Raw genomic sequence first — 18,037 nt, 5'->3', positions numbered from 1 at the left:
AACGGCGAGGCCGTCTGAAAAGAAAAGATATCTTTCAGACGGCCTTTTGTATATTTAGTTCAATCAGTTGCCGGCAACCGTCATTTTTGAAACCAAGATGGAGCCGATTTGGTTGGACGAACGGCGTAATGCGTCGTCTGCCACGCCGATGATGTCGCGGTACATGTCCTGCAAACGTCCGGCAATGGTGATTTCCTGAACCGGATAGGCAATGACGCCGTTTTCCACCCAAAAACCGGCCGCGCCGCGCGAGTAGTCGCCGGTAATGCCGTTGACGCCTTGTCCCATCAATTCGGTAACCAGCAAACCTGTTCCCATTTCTTTCAACAGGTCGGCCTGCGTGGCGTGGGTGTGGTTCAGATACAGATTGTGCGCGCCGCCGGCGTTGCCCGTTGTCTGCATACCGAGCTTTTTCGCGCTGTAACTGCTGAGGAAATAGCCTTCGACGATACCGTCTTTCACCACAAAACGTGGCTGCGTGGCCACGCCTTCGGCATCGAAATAAGTGCTGCGGAACGAGCGCAGGATATGCGGTTCTTCACGCAGGCTGAGAAACTCGGGCAGCACCTGTTTGCCGATGCTGTCAATCAGGAAGCTGCTTTGACGGTAAAGCGCGCCGCCGCTGAGTGCGCCGATAAGGTGGCCGATTAAACCGACGGCGACGGTGGTGTCAAACAGTACGGGATAGCTGCCGGTCGGAACACTGCGGCTGTTCAGACGGCGTAAAGTCCGTTCGGCCGCGGTTTTACCGATGAGTTCGGGCGCGTCCATGTCTTCGTGACGGCAGGAAGAATTGTACCAATAGTCGCGCTGCATGCCGTGTTCGTCGCTGGCGACCACGCTGCAAGAAATGCTGTGGTGCGTGCTTTGCTGGTGTGCGGCAAAGCCGTGGGTGTTGCCGTAGACGTATTGGTAATGGCCGGTATGAACCGATGCGCCTTCGGAATTTTCAATGCGTTTGTCCGTTGACAGCGCGGCCTGTTCGCATTGTTTGGCCAAATCAATGGCGGATTCGGTACTCAAATCCCATTCGTGGTAGCGGTCGAGGTCGCCGATATAGGTTGCCATCAAGGCAGCATCGGCAAGGCCGGCGCAATCATCTTCGGCGGTATAGCGTGCAATATCGATGGCGGCTTTAACCGTATCTTGCAAGGCGCGTTCGGAGAAGTCGGCAGTGCTGGCGCGGCCTTTGCGTTGGCCGACATAGACAGTAATGTCTAAAGATTTATCTTGTTGGAACTCGATTTGTTCGATTTCGCCCAAGCGTACGCTGACGCTTTGACCGAGCGACTCGCTGAAATCGGCTTCGGCCGAGGTGGCGCCGGATTGTTTGGCCAAATCCAGCGTGTGTCCGCACAAGCGCAACAGCTCGTCCGGTGTGTGGTTAAACAGCATAAAAAGGTTTCCTGACAGGGTTTTGCGGCATTTTAACCGTTTCAGACGGCCTCTGCAAAAATCGCACGGAAAGGCCGTCTGAAAACTGATAAAATAGGCAGATTCAGAAAATCAGGGAAACACAATGTTTGAACAAGAAGACGAATGGGTCAGCAAAACCCAAATGAAAAAGCAGATGAACGATTTGCAGGCTTTGGGTATGGAATTGACCAAGCTCTCCAGCGATACGCTGAAAAAAATCGGCTTGGACGAAGAGCTGTTCGAGGCTATCGTTACCTATAAAAAAATCACGTCCAACAGCGCGCTCAAACGCCAAGCCCAATTTATCGGCCGCCTGATGCGCGATACAGACCCTGCGCCCATCGAAGCCTATTTAGCCAAACTGCGCGGCGACAATACGGCGCACAATGCCTTTTTGCAACGCGTCGAGCAGGCGCGTACCCGACTGTTGGCAGACGATGGCGCGATTACCCAATTTATGGCAGATTTTCCGCAAGCCGATGCCGGCAAATTGCGCACCTTGATTCGCAATACCAAAAAAGAGCAGGAACAAAACAAACCGCCGAAAAACTTCCGCGCGCTGTTCCAAGAAATTAAAGCAGTGATGGAGGCCGGTCAATCCGAGGCTTCAGAAGAAGGGCAGGATTGGGAAGAATAAACCTTAGGGCCGTCTGAAAACGGATTGCGGTTTTCAGACGGCCTGTATCGTAATACTGAAGGAGGATGACCATGAAATTTTGCCGCTCTACAACCACCTTGCTGATTAGTGTATTGACCCTCAATGGATGTACTGCCTTTCTTTGGGGAGAGAACAACCCGTTCCATCAAACCACAACCGAGAAAACCGTTGCCAAAGACAATATTCACGCATTTGGCGTGGTTGCCAAAGACAATACGCAACTGGAAACAGGCAGCTTGGTCATGATGGGCAAAAAATATTGGTTTGTCGTTAATCCTAAAGATTCGGCCAAATTGAAGGCGGTCTTGGATGTTAAATTGGACAAACAGTTTCAAATGGTTCAGCAAAACCCAAGATATGCGTATGAGGCTTTGCCGGTCGAATTGAAATCCCCTGAAGCGCAAACTTTCCGCTCAAAATTCTGCCTGCGTTACGATACTCAAAAAGCTGCCGAGATTGCCAAGTTGAAACAGCTGGCGTTCAAGCCGGTCGAACTCGATAACAAAACTGTCTACACGCGGTGTATTTCTACTGAAGGTCATTATTATGCAACGCCCAAAAATGTTGCCGAAGACCGCCGTTTTGATACTGCCGTCCCGGTCAGAATTTATTATACGGAAACCAAAAAAAGCACCGATGTTCAGAAGTTGACGGAGAATATCCTGCAAACGCCATTCACATTGGCTTTGGATGCAGTCGGCGCAGTGATAGCAGTCCCCTTTGTCGTGATTGGTGAAATTGTCGATGCTTCACGCAAATAATATCCAAGGCCGTCTGAAAACGGATTGCAGGTTTCAGACGGCCTCCTCCTTAAAATAAATGCTTAAAAAAATTAATTTTCTCTCTATTTAATCCCACACACCATGTCCGTCAAAATCCAAACACGTTCCATTAATCCGGCTGTTTTTAACGACTTGCTTACTGCCGGTGCCGATCCTTTGATTGCACGGCTGTGTGCTGCGCGTGATGTGCAAAGTCCGGCCGAATTGGACGACAAGCTTGCTGCGCTTTTGCCGTATCAAACGCTGACAAACTGCGAAGCCGCCGCCGGCCGTCTGGCGGATGCGATTGAGCGTCAGGAAAAAATCTTGATTGTCGCCGACTACGATGCCGACGGTGCGACGGCGTGTTCCGTCGGTATGAGCGGTTTGGCGGTAATGGGGGCAAAAGTGGATTTCCTTGTGCCCAACCGCTTTGAACACGGCTATGGCTTAACGCCCGAGCTGGCTGAAATCGCTGCCGAGCAAGGTGTGGATTTGTTGGTGACGGTGGATAACGGTATTGCCAGCATTGCAGGCGTGGCGCGTGCTCAGGAGTTGGGTTTGGATGTGATTGTTACCGACCACCATCTGCCTGCCGAGACCGTGCCTGACTGCATCATCGTCAATCCGAACCAAAAAGGCTGCGGTTTCCAAAGCAAAAGCTTGGCGGGCGTGGGCGTGATTTTTTATGTATTGATGGCTTTGCGTGCCGAACTGCGCCGCCGCCATTATTTTTCAGACGGCCTGAAAGAGCCGAATCTGGGCGATCTTTTGGATTTGGTCGCACTCGGTACCGTCGCCGATGTTGTCACTCTAGACCACAACAACCGTATCCTCGTGTCTCAAGGTTTGAAACGGATGCGTTTGGGCAAAATGCGCCCCGGTATCCGCGCCTTGTTTGAAGTGGCGCGACGGGATTGGCGCAAGGCTCAGCCGTTTGATATGGGCTTTGCGTTGGGACCGCGCATCAATGCGGCCGGACGGCTGGACGATATGTCGGTCGGCATTGCCTGTCTGTTGGCGCAAGATGATGCCGAAGCGCAGGAACTGGCGGCGCAGTTAAACGACCTCAATATCGAGCGCCGCGAAATCGAGCAATCCATGCTACAAGACGCGCTGAACGCCTTTCCCGAAACCCTGCCTCCAGGTCAGGCGACTTTGGTGGCGTATCGCGACGACTTCCATCAAGGCGTGGTCGGCATCGTTGCCAGCCGCCTCAAAGACCGTTTTTATCGTCCGGCCATCGTGTTTGCGCCTGCCGACAACGGCGAAGTGCGCGGTTCGGGACGCTCCATTCCCAATTTACACCTGCGCGATGCTTTGGACTTGGTGTCAAAACGCCATCCCGATTTGATTTTGAAATTCGGCGGACACGCGATGGCGGCGGGTTTGAGCATACTCGAACACAATATTCCCGCGTTTCAGACCGCCTTTGAAGAAGCAGTGCGCGAGATGGTGTGCGAAGACGATTTGTCGCAAACCTTCATCACCGACGGCAGCCTGCCTGCCCGTGACATTACGCTGGAACAGGCGCAGAACCTTGCCCGGCACGTTTGGGGGCAGGGCTTCGCGCCGCCGAGTTTTACCGATGAATTTCACGTCATCCGCCAGCAGCCTTTGGGCGCGGAGGGCAAACACAAAAAAGTCTGGCTGCAAAAAGACGGCTACGAATTTGAAGCCATGTTTTGGCGTTGCAGCGAAGACATTCCCGAATACATCCGCACGGTGTACCGCCCCGTTGCCAACGAATGGCGGAATAATCTCGAATTGCAGCTTTATATCGACTACTGGGAAGCCGCGTAAGCAAAGGCCGTCTGAAAAATGAAGAAACAAAAACCTTGGCTCGGCTTTTCATTGGCGCTGCTTGCCACCATGACTTGGGGCTCGCTGCCGGTCATCGCCCAACAGGCCTTAAAAGCCGTTGATGCACCCACTTTAGTGTGGGTACGCTTTTTAGTGGCTTCGCTGGTGTTGTTTGCGTTGTTGGGGCTGACCGGCAAGCTGCCGAGGCCGTCTGAATTTTCCAGGCAAACCTTGTTTTTATTGGTGCTGGGCATTATTGGTATTTCCGCCAACTTCGTTCTCGTTGCCATGGGTTTACACTATATTTCGCCGACAACCACGCAGGTGTTGTGGCAGCTCTCGCCCTTTACCATGATTTTGGTCGGAGTAGGAGTGTTTAAAGAAGCTTTTACGCACTGGCAAAAAATCGGCTTGATGCTTTTGCTGACGGGTTTGGCCATGTTTTTCAACGACAAATTCGGCGAACTTTTCAGCTTGGGCAGCTACGCAGTCGGCGTGATGATGGCGGCTTTGGGCAGCATGATTTGGGTGTGCTACGGCGTGGCGCAAAAACTTTTGTCCAAACATTTCAATTCGCAACAAATCCTGCTCATGATTTATTTTTGTAGCAGCTTTGTTTTCCTGCCGTTTGCCGAACCGTCGCAAATTGCCCATATCGGCAATCCGTTTTTATGGGGCTGCTTTATTTATTGCTGCCTGAACACGCTGATCGGCTACGGTTCATTCGGCGAAGCGCTCAATCATTGGGACGCTTCAAAAGTCAGTATCGTCACCACGCTGATTCCTGTATTCACCATGATATTTTCCACCATCGGCCATCATCTCGCCCCCGATTATTTTGCTGCTTCGGATATGAATATCGTCAGCTATGTGGGTGCCATGGTGGTTGTGGTCGGAGCCTTGCTGGCTGTGGCCGGAGAGAAAGTAATGGGGCTTTTTTTGAGAAAGATATGAAGCATTTATTGCAAAACAGAATAAAGCAAGGCCGTCTGAAACAGGTTTCAGACGGCCTTTATATTTTCTAAATCAGATTAATGTGAATCGCCGAATCAATAGAAGCCTTCGCGTTCTTCACGGGTGCTGATGTAGATGTTTTTCACTTGGGTGTAGGCGGCAAGCATCATTTTGTGGGTTTCGCGGCCGATGCCTGAAGTTTTGTAGCCGCCAAACGGCGCACCGGCAGGCAGGCGGTTGTAGCAGTTTACCCAAACGCGACCGGTTTCCAATGCGTTGGAAACGCGCAGGCAGCGGTTGATGTCGGTACTCCACACTGCGCCGCCCAAGCCGTATTCGCTGTCGTTGGCCATTTTGATGACGTCTTCTTCGGTTTTGAATTTAATCACGGTGGCAACCGGGCCGAAGATTTCTTCTTGGGCAACACGGGCTTCGTTGCTGCTGGCTTCAATCAAAGTAGGCTCGACAAATTCGCCTTTGCCCAATTCGCCTTCGATTTTCTTACCGCCGGTAATAATGCGGCAGCCTTCCTGTTCACCGATTTTGACGTATTTCAAAATAGTCTCGAGTTGACCGGCATTGACTTGCGAACCCATTTGGGTGTCGTCTTCCCAAGGCAGGCCGATTTTAATTTTTTTGAATTCTTCAGCCAAAGCATTGACGAATTTGTCGTAAATGCCTTCTTGTACAAAAATGCGCGAACCGGCGCAGCACACTTGGCCTTGGTTGAACAAAATACCTTTTTGCGCGCCTTCGAGGGCTTTATCGAAAGGCATATCGTCGAAGAAGATGTTGGCAGATTTGCCGCCCAATTCCAAAGTGGACGGAATCAGCAATTCGGCGGCGGCGATACCGACGCGGCGGCCGACTTCGGTTGAGCCGGTAAAGGCCAGTTTGTTGAAGCCTTTGTGGTGCAGCATGTATTCGCCGGATTTAGAACCGCGGCCGGTAATCACGTTCAACACGCCTTTAGGCAGCAAGTGGTTGATTTTTTGAGCGAGGGACAACAGGCTCAATGAAGTGCTGGAAGAAGGGTGGATGACGATGGTACAACCTGCGGCCAATGCCGGAGCGATTTTCCATGCGGCCATCAAGAATGGGAAGTTCCAAGGAATGATTTGGCCGACAACGCCGATCGGTTCGCGCAGAACGATGGACAGGTCTTCGGCATCAAGTTGTGTCGCAGTACCTTCTTCGCCGCGGATCACGCTGGCGAAATAGCGGAAATGATCGGAGGCCAAAGGCACGTCGGCAGCGCGGGTTTCGCGGATGGGTTTGCCGTTGTCCAAGGTTTCTTGCAGGGCGAACAATTCGGCGTTTTCGTCAATCACATCGGCGATTTTGTTCAAAATGGCCGCGCGTTCGGCAGTCGTGGTTTTACGCCATGTTTTGAACGCTTCTTGCGCAGCGGCTACGGCAGCATCGACATCGGCATCGGTTGCGTCTGTGAACTTGGCCAACTCATCGCCATTGGCAGGGTTGTAAGAGGATAAAAGTTTGCCTTCGCTACCTTTTGTCCATTCGCCGTTGATCAAAAGGCCGTATTCTTTATCAAACACATTTAAATCTTTTGCCATAATGCTGTCTCCTTAATGAATGGGAATAGGTGTTTCAACACCATGAAAACAGCTTATGCTTTTTTCTTTTTAAGTTCAAGTATTAAAAATGAGAATATTCTCAAAATTTACATTTGCAATGTTGTTTCATGTAGCAGGCCGTCTGAAAAATAAAGGATTTAATTGAAATGAAAGTATATTTGTTAATATATTTAAAGATTTATAGGGATTAAATAGATTTTGTTATGGTATAACATCATAACTTATTGTTTTAAAAAAGATTATGGGTTGACGTCTTCGGATATGGGGAGTATTCTCATTCATAGCTAAACAGTTTTTCAACACCCTAGGAGACTTTCTCATGAAAATGCATGCTGTGGTAGTAAATAAAGATGTAGCAGGTGATGTAGAAGTTGTTGAACGCGAATTACGTCCGCTGGAATACGGCGAGGCGTTGGTGGAAGTCGAGTATTGCGGCGTGTGCCACACCGACTTGCACGTTGCGGCAGGCGATTACGGCGACAAACCGGGTCGTGTGTTGGGACACGAAGGCATCGGTTTGGTTAAAGAAGTTGCCGACGGTGTGAAAAATCTGAAAGTTGGCGATCGTGTCAGCATCGCATGGCTATTCCAAAGCTGCGGTTCTTGCGAATACTGCAATACCGGCCGCGAAACCTTGTGCCGCTCTGTATTGAACGCAGGCTATACTGCCGACGGCGGCATGGCGACCCACTGTATCGTCGATGCGGACTACGCCGTTAAAGTACCCGACGGTCTTGACCCCGCGCAAGCTTCGAGCATTACTTGTGCCGGTGTGACCACTTATAAAGCGATTAAAGTTTCCGGTGTTCGTCCGGGTCAATGGATTGCGATTTACGGTGCAGGCGGTTTGGGCAACTTGGGCGTCCAATACGCGAAAAAAGTATTCGGCGCACACGTCGTCGCCATCGACATCAACGATGAAAAACTGGCATTCGCTAAAGAAAGCGGCGCAGATTTAGTCATCAACGCCGCCAAAGAAGACGCAGCCAAAGTGATTCAAGAGAAAACCGGCGGCGCACACGCAGCCGTGGTAACAGCCGTATCCGCCGCCGCGTTCAACTCCGCTGTGGACTGCGTTCGTGCAGGCGGCCGCGTCGTTGCCATTGGTCTGCCGCCCGAATCTATGGACCTGTCCATCCCGCGTCTGGTCTTGGACGGCATCGAAGTGGTCGGCTCTCTGGTCGGTACCCGCAAAGATTTGGAAGAAGCATTCCAATTCGGCGCAGAAGGTTTGGTTGTGCCTAAAGTCGAATTGCGTGCTTTGGATGAAGCGCCTGCCATCTTCCAAGAAATGCGGGAAGGTAAAATTACCGGCCGTATGGTGATTGATATGAATAAAGAGTGCAGCTGTATTCATCACTAATCAAATGATTCCGTGATAAAAAGGCCGTCTGAACAATTTCAGACGGCCTTTTTCATTGGATTGGATAACTTAAAGCGTAAAGCCGCTTTCAAATACGCGGATTTCTCCGCTGACAGGATCGGTAAACTCTATTCTTTTGGCCAGAAGTTTTAAAGGTCTGTCGTAGTCTTCATCACCGGCCGCCAAGGGGGTAGGGTAAAGCGCATCGTTCATCAGCGGCATATTCAAACTCATCATATGCACGCGGAGCTGGTGTTTCTTTCCGGTATGCGGCGTGAGGCGGTAGAGGCTGAATGCACCGCGGTTTTCGATAAGTTCGATGGTCGTGTGGGCATTGGGTTCGCCTTCCGTTTCCCGTGTGAGAAAGAATTTTTCGCCGCGTTCCATTCGGGATGAAATATCCAGCGGATAGTCCAAATCCGTCCGCGTCGGTGCAACTGCCTCATAGGTTTTTCGGACGGTTTTTTCTTGGAACATGGTCTGATAATCGCGACGCGTGGCAGGGTTGAGCGAGAGTAACATAACGCCTGCCGTATCTTTATCCAAGCGATGAATCGGCGTAATGTCTTCAACATTCAAATGCTGCAATTCAGGCCGTAAACGCAGGCGCGTGAGCAAGGTTTCCCGCAAAAACCTGCCGCTGGGGATGACGGGTAGAAAATGCGGTTTGTCCACCACAATCAAATGCTCATCAATATGCAAAATCTTTTCTTCAAACGGAATACGCGGCTCGCTCTCACGGCTGGTTTCACGGTAATAAAACATCGTCTTGCCGGGCTCGAACAAGGTATTCTCATCAAACGGCACGCCATCCGCGCCCACCACAAAACCGCTGTTCAGCCGCCGCCGCCAGTTTTCTTCGCCGACAAAGGGAAAATGAGCGCATAGAAAATGCAGCAGCGGCAAGCCGTAAAACTGCTTTTCGTGCGGCAAAACCAAGTAGCTGGGTTTGACACCGTCTAAAAGGGGTAGGGGATTGGTACGTTTTTTCATGCGGCGGATTGTACTCGGTTTTTAGGATTTTTTCAGACGGCCTTGTGATTGCTATTGACGCGATATTGCACTTTTTATCATGATTTTCGTTGTAGATGGAAATCTATCTTTTATAAAGGACAACCTGTTGTAAAGTAGGAAAACTGTATTTTTTCAGGAAGAATAGGAACGACATCTTTTCCGGATTTGATATTGCAAACAGATTAACTATTCAAGTTAAAGGTTGTTTGAAAATTTTGAGGATGGTTTTCAAACGACTTTAGTAGGAATAAATCAAGCATGAAAGGGGCGAGTATATTATCATAGCGGTTGTTTACACATCTCATATGTCGGATAAAACCAATGACCCAAGCAAGCAAAAAATCCAACAAATCCAACAAATCCAACAAATCCATTGAACCCAATATCGCTGACCTTGCCAACGGCTGGCTGAAATCCTATAAGCTCGATTACAGACTTGAACAAGCAAGTCTAAATACTGAAATCGACAAAGCCTTAGACGACTATTATTCCAAAAATGGCGGCATTGGCGGAAACCGTCCCGATGTGAAGCTATTGCTACAAAGTAGTAAAAACGGGCGTTACTACCCCGTGCTTATCGAATATAAAGGTCATAAAGACAAACTGGAAAAACTTGATGCTGATGGTAATGTCGAAAACCGCAACGCTAAAAACGAGCCAATTTTCAAAAACATCAACGGCTATGCCGTAAACGGCGCGGTACATTACGCCAACGCCGTACTGCACCATACCAGTTACACTGACATCATCGCCGTCGGCATGACGGGCTACAAAGACGAGCAGGGAGAAATTCGTTATGAAATCGGCGTGTATTATGTGTCTAAAAGCAATTTAGGCGTAGGACAGCGCGTCGGCGATTTTAATGACTTTTCATTTTTGGCGGCAGAACACTTTGAAGATTTCATCAGCCAAGTCGAAGAACTCTCGCTCACGCCCGAAGAATTGGACAGGCTCAAAGAAAAGCGTGAAAAAGAAATTGATGCCAGCCTAACCAAGCTCAACAACGACATCTACCAAAACGAAAAAGGCCTAGGTGAAAACGACCGCGTCTATCTCGTCGCCGCCGCTATCATCGCCACCATCGGCATACCCGGAAAAGTTGCGCCTCTGGAAAAATCCGACCTCAAATCATCAAACGAACGCGGCTGGAGAGACGGCGATATCCTTGTGCGCAAAATCGAGTCTTTCTTGGAAGAAAAAGCTCTACCCAAAGAAAAGAAAGAGATGATTTTACGCACATTATCCAATACCCTTCTGACCGAAAACATCAACAAAGTTCACAGCGGCGAAACCCAATTAAAACGTGTCTTTACCAAAATTGTCGATGACTTGGGCATCTACTACAAAATCGGGCTGACTACCGATTTTACCGGTAAGCTCTTTAACGAAATGTACTCATGGCTGGGCTTTACTCAAGATAAGCTCAACGACGTGGTGCTGACCCCGTCTTATGTCGCCACATTACTTGCCAAACTTGCACGCGTTAATAAAGATTCCTATGTTTGGGACTTCGCCACAGGTTCAGCCGGGCTGTTGGTTGCTGCCATGAATGAAATGCTGATAGATGCTAAAAACAGCATAGATTCTCCACAAGAACTACGAGAAAAAGAAGCCCAAATCAAAGCTGAACAGCTTTTGGGTTTAGAGTTGCTTTCCAGCGTCTATATGCTTGCCATTTTGAATATGATTCTGATGGGCGACGGCAGCTCCAATATCTTAAACAAAGACTCACTGACCGATTTTGACGGCAAATACGGCTTCGGTAAAACCGACCATAAATTCCCCGCTGATGCCTTTATCCTTAATCCTCCGTATTCTGCCAACGGCAACGGCATGAACTTTGTTGAACGTGCATTGAACATGATGGAAAAAGGCTACGCCGCCATCATTATTCAAAATTCCGCAGGTTCAGGAAAAGCCCGAGAAATTAACAGGCGGATTCTGCAAAACAATACTCTGCTTGCTAGCATAAAAATGCCTCTTGATTTATTTATTGGTAAATCCAGCGTGCAAACCAATATTTATGTTTTCAAAGTAGGTGAACCGCATGAGAAAGACGAAACTGTTAAATTTATCGATTTTTCAAATGACGGCTACACCCGCACCAACCGCAAAAAAGCCAGCAACAATTTGAAAGACACGGGTAATGCGCGCGGACGCTATGAAGAACTGGTGCAACTAGTGCGTTTCGGCAAAAAGAAACTCAACATATTTAGTGAAAAAGAATACTACGAAGGCACCATCGACCCGAAAAACGGCGCAGACTGGAACCAATCTGCTCCAATTGACACAAAGCCGACGCTTGATGATTTCAAAAAAACCGTCAGCGACTATCTCGCCTGGGAAGTTTCCAATCTGTTAAAACGCCAAAATAAGGAAGATGACACGCTGGGAAAGTAGATATCCACTTGACTGAGATGTTGAATGAAGTTGAGTGGGGAGAGTTTAAACTAGGAGATTTATTTGAAATCAATCCGACAAAATATTATCGGCTGAGTAATGAAGAAATTATTTCAGTAAATGGTACTGTACCTTTGGTTTCAAATTCTTCCATAGATAACGGAGTAATGGGATTTTCCAAGCTTCCGGCAAATAATATAGGAAATACGATAACTTGTTCTGATACAACGATTGGTGCGGATACAATGTTTTATCAAGAGAAGGCCTTTATCGGTTATTCGCATATTCAACATTTTGTCCCCAAGCCTATAATGGCGAGATTCAACAGGGCAATTGCACATATAATCATTACGGCAAGTAGAATTGCGACAACCAAAAAATATGATTACGGAGCGAAATTCAACAGAAAGGAGATGCGTTCCACAAAAATTCATCTTCCTATCAAAAGTGGTCAAATAAATCTTGACTTTATGGAAAATTTCGTGGCCGAGCTGGAAGCTCGGCGTTCCGCCGAGCTGGAAGCTCGGCGTTCCGCCGAGCTGGAAGCCTACCTTTCAGCCGCAGGGCTGAAAGACTACACGCTGACGACGGAAGAAGAGCGAGCATTAGCAGCGTTGGAAAATAGAGAAATCACGTTCATCGAATATAAGGTTGTGGATTTATTTACGGTGAAAAATACAAACAATATCCTTTCTCGCGATGTAACACCAAACAGTGGTAATACGCCTTATTTGTCAGCAAGCCGAGAAAATAACGCAGTTAGCTCTTATATTTCCCACAGAGAAAATCTGATAGATAAGGGTAACTGTATTTTTATTGGTGGAAAGACATTTGTTGTTACCTATCAGGCAGAAGATTTTTATTCTAACGACAGTCATAATTTATGTTTATATTTGAAGGAAAAGGAAGAAGCCAGCAAGCTAAATCAATTGTGCATCATTTCCTGTATTGAACGGAATTTAGGTCATAAATATTCTTGGGGAGACAGTATCAGCAATAAGAAAATTCAAACAGATACCGTTTTCCTGCCATCTAAAAACGGCAAGCCCGACTATGGCTATATGCAAACCCTGATTTCCGCCGTACAAAAACAAGTCATCAAAGATGTGGTGCACTATGCCGATGAAAAAATCGCCGCCACCAAAACGGTAATAGCAAGGTAAACCCGTTTAAAACCGAAGGCCGTCTGAATGCGAAAACCGATTTTCAGACGGCCTTTTGATTTGTTCCCAACCTCACAAACCCTTAAAAATCAGCTATAATGCCCAACTATTTGATTTTTGCTTATCCCATATTGAAATGGCACAAAAAATTCAATCTGTAAAAGGTATGAACGACCTTTTACCTGTCGAACAAAAAGATTTCAAACTGACGGCTGCGTTTTGGCAGGCGTTTGAAGATACGGTCGGCCGTTGGACACGCGCTTACGGCTATCAGCAAATCCGTACGCCGATTGTCGAGCAAACCGGTTTGTTTGTCCGCTCCATCGGCGAGGAAACCGATGTGGTCGGCAAGGAAATGTACACCTTCTCAGATTCAAACGATTCTTTGAGTTTGAGCCTGCGTCCTGAAGGTACGGCTTCTTGTCTGCGTGCAGTAGTCGAACACAACCTTCTGTATAACAGCCCGCAAAAGCTGTGGTATATGGGCCCGATGTTCCGCCGCGAGCGTCCGCAAAAAGGCCGTTATCGTCAGTTCCATCAGGTCGGTATCGAGGCTTTGGGTTTTGAGGGGCCGGATATTGATGCGGAAATCATCGCGATGTCGGCCGACTTGTGGGAAAAATTGGGTATTCGCGAATACCTGACTTTGGAAATCAACAGCTTGGGCAACCGTGAGGAGCGTGCGGCACACCGTGCGGCATTGGTTGAATATTTGACCCGCTATGAGGCGCAACTGGATGAAGACAGCAAACGCCGTCTGAAAACCAATCCTTTGCGCGTTTTGGATACAAAAAACCCTGATTTGCAGGAAATCTGCAACGCGGCGCCGCGTTTAGTGGATTACTTAGGCGAGGTTTCGCAAAACCACTATGCACGCTTCAAGGCGATGTTGGACGGTTTGGGTATTCAATATATTGAAAATCCGCGCTTGGTCCGTGGTTTAGATTATTATAATCAGACAGTTTTTGAGTGGACGACCGACAAACTCGGTGCGCAGGCGACTGTGTGCGGAGGCGGCCGTTACGATGGTTTGATTGAAGAGCTTGGCGGTAAGCCTGCGCCGTCTATCGGCTTTGCAATGGGTATTGAGCGCCTGCTGCTTTTGGTGAACGAATACGGCTCGCTGGAAGTGAACGCCGCGCCTGATGTCTATACAATGCACCAAGGCGAAGGTGCGGACTTGCAGGTGATGAAATACGCGCAAGCCTTGCGCGCCCAAGGTTTCAATGTAATGCAGCATTCCGGCTATCAGAGCCTGAAAGCGCAAATGAAAAAAGCAGACAACAGTGGCGCACGCTTTGCCCTGATTGTGGCTCAGGATGAGCTGGCAAACGGTACGGTTACCCTGAAAGATATGCAGGGCAAACACGAACAACAAACCGTTGCCGCTGCTGATTTGACAGACACTTTACAACAATGGAAGAACGCATAAATGGCAGCCCATTTGGAAGAACAACAAGAGTTAGACAACTTTAAATATTTTTGGAAACGCACCGGTCGTTGGATCTTTGCCTTGCTGATCGTGGCGTCTTTGGGGTATTTGGGTTACACCATTTACCAAGGCCAAAAAGCTTCAAAAGATCAGGAAGCCGCCGCTGTATTGGCGCAAATGGTGGAAAAGGCGCAGCAAAAAACCGATCAAAAAGCCATCAACGCCGATTTGGCCGAATTGCAAAAAAACTATCCTGATTCTATTTCGACAGCTCAAGCTACGTTGATGGTAGCGGCGACCGAGTTTGATGCCGGCCGTTATGATGTGGCGGAAGGTCATTTGAATTGGGTGCTGAAAAATCAAAACGCACCGCTGGTTCAAGTTTTGGCAGCGCAACGTTTGGGCGTTGTCCTGTTGCAGCAGAAAAAATACGATGCCGCCATCAATGCCCTGAATGCTCAGGTTGAGGCTGACTTCGAGCCTTTGATGCTGGAAACCAAAGGCGATGTTTACGTTGCCCAAAATAAAACCAAAGAAGCCGTACAAAGTTACGAAGCTGCTTTGAGCAAAATGCCGCAAACCGCAGTAGGCCGCGAATTGCTGCAAATGAAAATCGACAGCTTGAAATAAGTTTGTTTGAAATCAAGGCCGTCTGAAGTTGCAATGACTTTTCAGACGGCCTACACTTATCCTTATCAACCGTGTTTTTAAAACACCTGCTTGTGTTCCGCTCACGTTTTTAGGCGGCACTTGACACAGAAAGACTCAATCATGAAACCAACCATCGCGCTTGTCGGCCGCCCCAATGTCGGCAAATCTACTTTATTCAACCGTTTGACGCGCACCAAAGACGCGCTTGTGCACGACCTGCCCGGCCTGACCCGCGACCGCCATTACGGACACGGCAAAATCGGCAGCAAACCTTATCTCGTCATCGATACCGGCGGTTTTGAGCCGGTTGTGGACAGCGGGATTTTGCACGAAATGGCGAAGCAGACTTTGCAGGCTGTCGATGAGGCCGACGCCGTCGTGTTCTTGGTGGACGGCCGCACCGGCTTGACCCCGCAAGACAAAATCATCGCCGACCGCCTGCGCCAAAGCCCACGCCCCGTTTATTTGGCCGTGAATAAAGGCGAGGGTGGCAATAGGGCCGTACTTGCCGCCGAGTTCTACGAACTTGCCTTGGGCGACCCTTATGTGATTTCAGGTGCGCACGGCGATGGCGTGTATTATCTGATTGAAGATATTTTGGAAACCTTCCCTGAGCCTGAAAAGGAAGAGGAAGAAGCGAAACATCCTGTTTTTGCTGTAATCGGCCGCCCAAATGTCGGTAAATCGACCTTGGTAAATGCCATCCTCGGCGAAGAGCGCGTGATTGCCTTTAATATGGCAGGTACGACGCGCGACAGTATCCATATTGATTTTGAACGTGAAGGCAAACCGTTTACCATCATCGATACCGCAGGTGTACGCCGTCGCGGCAAAGTGGATGAAGCGGTGGAAAAATTCTCCGTTATTAAAGCCATGCAGGCGGTTGAAGCGGCAAACGTTGCTGTTTTGGTGTTGGACGCGCAACAAGATATCGCCGATCAAGATGCGACGATTGCGGGTTTCGCTTTGGAAGCAGGCCGTGCCTTGGTGGTGGCAGTCAATAAATGGGACGGCATCAGCGAAGAGCGGCGCGAGCAAGTGAAACGCGATATCAACCGTAAACTGTATTTCCTTGATTTTGCTAAGTTTCACTTTATTTCTGCGTTGAAAGAGCGCGGTATAGACGGTTTGTTTGAAAGCATTCAGGCTGCCTATAATGCGGCGATGATTAAGATGCCGACGCCGAAAATCACGCGCGTATTGCAAAGCGCGATTGAGCGTCAACAGCCGCCGCGTGCTGGCTTGGTGCGTCCGAAAATGCGTTATGCCCACCAAGGCGGCATGAATCCGCCGGTGATTGTGGTACACGGTAATTCGTTGCACGCCATTTCTGACAGCTACACACGCTATCTGACCCAAACCTTCCGCAAAGCCTTCAATCTGCAAGGTACGCCGCTCAGAATTCAATACAATGTTTCGGAAAACCCGTATGAAAATGCGGAAGACAAACCGAAGAAAAAACCACTGCGCCGTGTCAGCTTGAGCAACCGTATTGAGAAACGCGAAGGCCGCAAGGAAGAGAAAAACCGCTTCAAGAAGAAAACCAAAGTCAGCGTGAAAAAACAATTCAGCAAATAAACACAAAGGCCGTCTGAACAATTTCAGACGGCCTTTTTATAATGAAAAACAGATTGTTAGAGCTTTATGGCATATTTTCGATAGGGTTTGCCGAATTTTAAAAAATCATCCAATTTGAATTTGGGATTGTTGTGAATATGGAAATGAAACAGTCGGTTTGACTGAAAGTTCCCTTATTGCTGGATTCCTAAACGGTGTGATAGAAAAAAATAGTTGGTAATTTATCCTATTCGGGGCTACAATCCCATCAAACGCCGATTTTGGCGTCTTTACAATCATAATAATGGAGCTCAAGAATATGACAGCTAAAGGACAAATGTTACAAGATCCTTTTTTGAATGCGTTGCGTAAAGAGCACGTTCCGGTTTCAATCTACTTGGTAAACGGCATCAAGCTGCAAGGTCAAGTGGAATCATTCGACCAGTACGTTGTTCTGCTGCGTAATACTTCCGTCACTCAAATGGTTTACAAACACGCTATCTCAACAATCGTTCCTGCACGCGCAGTCAGCCTGCAACACGAGAATAAACAACCTCAAGCCGCTGTCGCAGCTGCTCCGGTTCAAGTTGAGACTGCGCAACAACCTGCCGAATAAATGATGTAACGCATTCCTGTTTTTCAATACCTTACCGCTTTTGCGGTAGGGTATTTTTATTTTCAGACGACCTTTATCATGCTGCTTGAAAACATTCTTACCTTTGCACACTCCCTGTTACGACAAGCCTTAAAATTAGGTGGCCGCGCTTTGGATGCGACGGCCGGAAACGGGCATGATACTTTGCTGTTGGCACAGTTGGTTGGCGAGACGGGTAGGGTGTGGGCGTTTGATGTGCAATCTAAAGCATTAATGCAGACCCAAGGCCGTCTGAAAGAAAACGGCGTAGATGGTTGGGTAGTCCTGATACATGACGGCCATGAAAACCTTTTATCTTATATCGACGAGCCTTTAGATGCCGCGGTATTTAATTTCGGTTGGCTGCCGGGTGGCGATAAAAGCTGTACGACTGAAGCGGAAAGCAGCATCCGTGCGCTGACGGATACTTTGGGTTTGCTGAAAGAGGGCGGCCTTACCGTGGCGGTATTGTACCCGGGGCATGAAGCCGGCCGAATAGAGGCTGAAGCGATTGTGCAATGGGCGGAAACTTTGCCGCAGGAAGCCTTTGCCGTGTTACGCTATGGCTTTGTCAACCGCCGCAATGCGCCGCCCTATCTGCTGGCGATTGAAAAGTTGCGTCAAAAATAGATG

General features: G+C 48.6%; 15 protein-coding genes. 12 read left to right on the top strand and 3 right to left on the bottom strand.

Going from position 1 to position 18,037, the window contains the following annotated elements:
* Positions 1-63: 63 nt before the first annotated feature.
* Positions 64-1,395, bottom strand: a complete 1,332-nt coding sequence (gene pmbA / locus ACTHSQ_RS05245; protein ID WP_440371436.1) for a metalloprotease PmbA — start codon at positions 1,393-1,395, stop codon at positions 64-66.
* A 124-nt stretch (positions 1,396-1,519) separates the two neighbouring features.
* Between pmbA and yjgA the strand changes: the two genes are divergently transcribed.
* The 4 genes from yjgA to ACTHSQ_RS05225 all read left to right on the top strand — a co-directional run bounded on the left by yjgA (position 1,520) and on the right by ACTHSQ_RS05225 (position 5,592).
* The gene (yjgA, locus tag ACTHSQ_RS05240) at positions 1,520-2,053 is read left to right on the top strand and encodes a ribosome biogenesis factor YjgA (RefSeq protein ID WP_440371437.1); all 534 of its coding nucleotides are present in this window, start codon (positions 1,520-1,522) and stop codon (positions 2,051-2,053) included.
* Between the two features lie 71 nt (positions 2,054-2,124).
* The gene (locus tag ACTHSQ_RS05235; RefSeq protein WP_440371438.1) at positions 2,125-2,835 is read left to right on the top strand and encodes a hypothetical protein; all 711 of its coding nucleotides are present in this window, start codon (positions 2,125-2,127) and stop codon (positions 2,833-2,835) included.
* 102 nt (positions 2,836-2,937) lie between these two features.
* Positions 2,938-4,638, top strand: a complete 1,701-nt coding sequence (gene recJ, locus ACTHSQ_RS05230) for a single-stranded-DNA-specific exonuclease RecJ (RefSeq protein WP_440371439.1) — start codon at positions 2,938-2,940, stop codon at positions 4,636-4,638.
* 18 nt (positions 4,639-4,656) lie between these two features.
* Complete coding sequence (locus tag ACTHSQ_RS05225; RefSeq protein WP_440371440.1) at positions 4,657-5,592, top strand: DMT family transporter; 936 nt, start codon at positions 4,657-4,659, stop codon at positions 5,590-5,592.
* Between the two features lie 95 nt (positions 5,593-5,687).
* Here the strand turns inward: ACTHSQ_RS05225 and ACTHSQ_RS05220 are convergent, their stop codons facing one another.
* Positions 5,688-7,169 (bottom strand): aldehyde dehydrogenase family protein, encoded by a 1,482-nt coding sequence (locus tag ACTHSQ_RS05220; protein WP_440371441.1) that lies wholly within the window; start codon positions 7,167-7,169, stop codon positions 5,688-5,690.
* A 340-nt stretch (positions 7,170-7,509) separates the two neighbouring features.
* Between ACTHSQ_RS05220 and adhP the strand changes: the two genes are divergently transcribed.
* Complete coding sequence (gene adhP / locus ACTHSQ_RS05215) at positions 7,510-8,553, top strand: alcohol dehydrogenase AdhP (RefSeq protein WP_167480304.1); 1,044 nt, start codon at positions 7,510-7,512, stop codon at positions 8,551-8,553.
* Positions 8,554-8,622: 69 nt separating this feature from the next.
* On the opposite strand, the gene ACTHSQ_RS05210 is transcribed toward adhP, so the two are convergent.
* On the bottom strand, positions 8,623-9,546 hold the full coding sequence (locus ACTHSQ_RS05210; RefSeq protein WP_440371442.1) for an RluA family pseudouridine synthase: 924 nt from the start codon (positions 9,544-9,546) through the stop codon (positions 8,623-8,625).
* A 342-nt stretch (positions 9,547-9,888) separates the two neighbouring features.
* Here ACTHSQ_RS05210 and ACTHSQ_RS05205 point away from each other — a divergent pair, with 342 nt between their 5' ends.
* The 7 genes from ACTHSQ_RS05205 (at position 9,889) to ACTHSQ_RS05175 (ending at position 18,034) form a co-directional block, all read left to right on the top strand.
* Entirely contained in the window at positions 9,889-11,967 is a 2,079-nt protein-coding gene (locus ACTHSQ_RS05205; RefSeq protein WP_440371443.1) for an HsdM family class I SAM-dependent methyltransferase, read from the top strand.
* Between the two features lie 17 nt (positions 11,968-11,984).
* Positions 11,985-13,130 carry a restriction endonuclease subunit S gene (locus tag ACTHSQ_RS05200; RefSeq protein WP_440371460.1) on the top strand — a complete coding sequence of 382 codons (1,146 nt, stop codon included), beginning with the start codon at positions 11,985-11,987 and terminating at the stop codon, positions 13,128-13,130.
* A 136-nt stretch (positions 13,131-13,266) separates the two neighbouring features.
* Complete coding sequence (gene hisS, locus ACTHSQ_RS05195) at positions 13,267-14,562, top strand: histidine--tRNA ligase (protein WP_440371444.1); 1,296 nt, start codon at positions 13,267-13,269, stop codon at positions 14,560-14,562.
* Entirely contained in the window at positions 14,563-15,192 is a 630-nt protein-coding gene (locus tag ACTHSQ_RS05190) for a YfgM family protein (protein ID WP_440371445.1), read from the top strand.
* Between the two features lie 141 nt (positions 15,193-15,333).
* Complete coding sequence (gene der / locus ACTHSQ_RS05185; protein WP_003683162.1) at positions 15,334-16,791, top strand: ribosome biogenesis GTPase Der; 1,458 nt, start codon at positions 15,334-15,336, stop codon at positions 16,789-16,791.
* A 298-nt stretch (positions 16,792-17,089) separates the two neighbouring features.
* Positions 17,090-17,386, top strand: coding sequence for an RNA chaperone Hfq (hfq, locus tag ACTHSQ_RS05180; RefSeq protein WP_308111459.1), 297 nt, complete (start codon positions 17,090-17,092; stop codon positions 17,384-17,386).
* 78 nt (positions 17,387-17,464) lie between these two features.
* A complete protein-coding gene (locus tag ACTHSQ_RS05175) occupies positions 17,465-18,034 on the top strand; it encodes a class I SAM-dependent methyltransferase (RefSeq protein ID WP_440371446.1) in 570 nt (189 codons plus the stop codon).
* Positions 18,035-18,037 lie beyond the last annotated feature (3 nt).

Source organism: Neisseria sp. P0009.S008, from assembly GCF_051958615.1.
Classification (GTDB): Bacteria; Pseudomonadota; Gammaproteobacteria; order Burkholderiales; family Neisseriaceae; genus Neisseria; species Neisseria subflava.
Note: the sequence above shows the minus strand (reverse complement) of the source record. Positions and strands in the feature narration are given on the sequence as shown.

What these genes read in the sequence shown, in the direction of transcription:
- ACTHSQ_RS05235 (WP_440371438.1), top strand. Translation starts at nt 2,125, where the DNA reads ATGAAATTTTGCCGCTCTACAACCACCTTGCTGATTAGTGTATTGACC.
- adhP (WP_167480304.1), top strand. Translation starts at nt 7,510, where the DNA reads ATGAAAATGCATGCTGTGGTAGTAAATAAAGATGTAGCAGGTGATGTA.
- ACTHSQ_RS05200 (WP_440371460.1), top strand. Translation starts at nt 11,985, where the DNA reads ATGTTGAATGAAGTTGAGTGGGGAGAGTTTAAACTAGGAGATTTATTT.
- ACTHSQ_RS05220 (WP_440371441.1), bottom strand. Translation starts at nt 7,169, where the DNA reads ATGGCAAAAGATTTAAATGTGTTTGATAAAGAATACGGCCTTTTGATC.
- hfq (WP_308111459.1), top strand. Translation starts at nt 17,090, where the DNA reads ATGACAGCTAAAGGACAAATGTTACAAGATCCTTTTTTGAATGCGTTG.
- hisS (WP_440371444.1), top strand. Translation starts at nt 13,267, where the DNA reads ATGGCACAAAAAATTCAATCTGTAAAAGGTATGAACGACCTTTTACCT.
- ACTHSQ_RS05175 (WP_440371446.1), top strand. Translation starts at nt 17,465, where the DNA reads ATGCTGCTTGAAAACATTCTTACCTTTGCACACTCCCTGTTACGACAA.
- der (WP_003683162.1), top strand. Translation starts at nt 15,334, where the DNA reads ATGAAACCAACCATCGCGCTTGTCGGCCGCCCCAATGTCGGCAAATCT.
- ACTHSQ_RS05190 (WP_440371445.1), top strand. Translation starts at nt 14,563, where the DNA reads ATGGCAGCCCATTTGGAAGAACAACAAGAGTTAGACAACTTTAAATAT.
- ACTHSQ_RS05205 (WP_440371443.1), top strand. Translation starts at nt 9,889, where the DNA reads ATGACCCAAGCAAGCAAAAAATCCAACAAATCCAACAAATCCAACAAA.
- pmbA (WP_440371436.1), bottom strand. Translation starts at nt 1,395, where the DNA reads ATGCTGTTTAACCACACACCGGACGAGCTGTTGCGCTTGTGCGGACAC.
- yjgA (WP_440371437.1), top strand. Translation starts at nt 1,520, where the DNA reads ATGTTTGAACAAGAAGACGAATGGGTCAGCAAAACCCAAATGAAAAAG.
- ACTHSQ_RS05225 (WP_440371440.1), top strand. Translation starts at nt 4,657, where the DNA reads ATGAAGAAACAAAAACCTTGGCTCGGCTTTTCATTGGCGCTGCTTGCC.
- ACTHSQ_RS05210 (WP_440371442.1), bottom strand. Translation starts at nt 9,546, where the DNA reads ATGAAAAAACGTACCAATCCCCTACCCCTTTTAGACGGTGTCAAACCC.
- recJ (WP_440371439.1), top strand. Translation starts at nt 2,938, where the DNA reads ATGTCCGTCAAAATCCAAACACGTTCCATTAATCCGGCTGTTTTTAAC.